General features: G+C 36.3%; 2 protein-coding genes. Both read right to left on the bottom strand.

The window, feature by feature from the left end; genetic code table 11:
* Positions 1 to 118: 118 nt before the first annotated feature.
* Positions 119 to 292, bottom strand: coding sequence for a flavodoxin domain-containing protein (locus CPAL_RS13750; protein ID WP_116485985.1), 174 nt, complete (start codon positions 290 to 292; stop codon positions 119 to 121).
* Between the two features lie 71 nt (positions 293 to 363).
* Positions 364 to 548 (bottom strand): plasmid pRiA4b ORF-3 family protein (locus tag CPAL_RS06450; protein WP_146126576.1); only part of this gene is annotated, 185 nt, incomplete at its 5' end.

Below are 548 nucleotides of genomic sequence, written 5' to 3' on the forward strand. Positions count from 1 at the left end.
TCTACTATTGTATTTTTGAATTCTTCTGTATAATGTTTTTGACCTCTTGCCATTATAAACACTTCCTTTTCTTATTAATATTTTAAAGTGTTCGGCTTTCTGTGTCTACAATATTATACTAACACCAACCGCCATAAACAATAGTATCATATTTGAGTATGTCGTTTAGTGTAATTTTAGACCTTTCAAACAAATCCGCCTTGACTTCATCTGCAATCCACTGTGCATAGCGTTGTGCACTGCCATATTTTGATTTGTAAATAACAACTACTTTATTACTGTTATCTGACATATTATTTTTCCCCCTCTTTTATCACCTTATCTCCTCCATACAAAGTCCGATAAAATATGTCCTATGTGCTTTTACTTTATCATCTTCAACACATTATTGACTTCATCTATGCTGAATTCTTCAGGGTCAAAAGAACCCCCCACCCATTCAAGCATGGATTCATGCTCTGGATGCTGCGGGTCTTGGATTGCTTCAAGGAAATCTTCATATCCCCACGGTCCCCCTACATCTTCAGGAGGACAGTTTCTTTTACCAC

The sequence above is a fragment of the Clostridium thermopalmarium DSM 5974 genome, assembly GCF_002995795.1.
GTDB lineage: Bacteria > Bacillota > Clostridia > Clostridiales > Clostridiaceae > Clostridium_H > Clostridium_H thermopalmarium.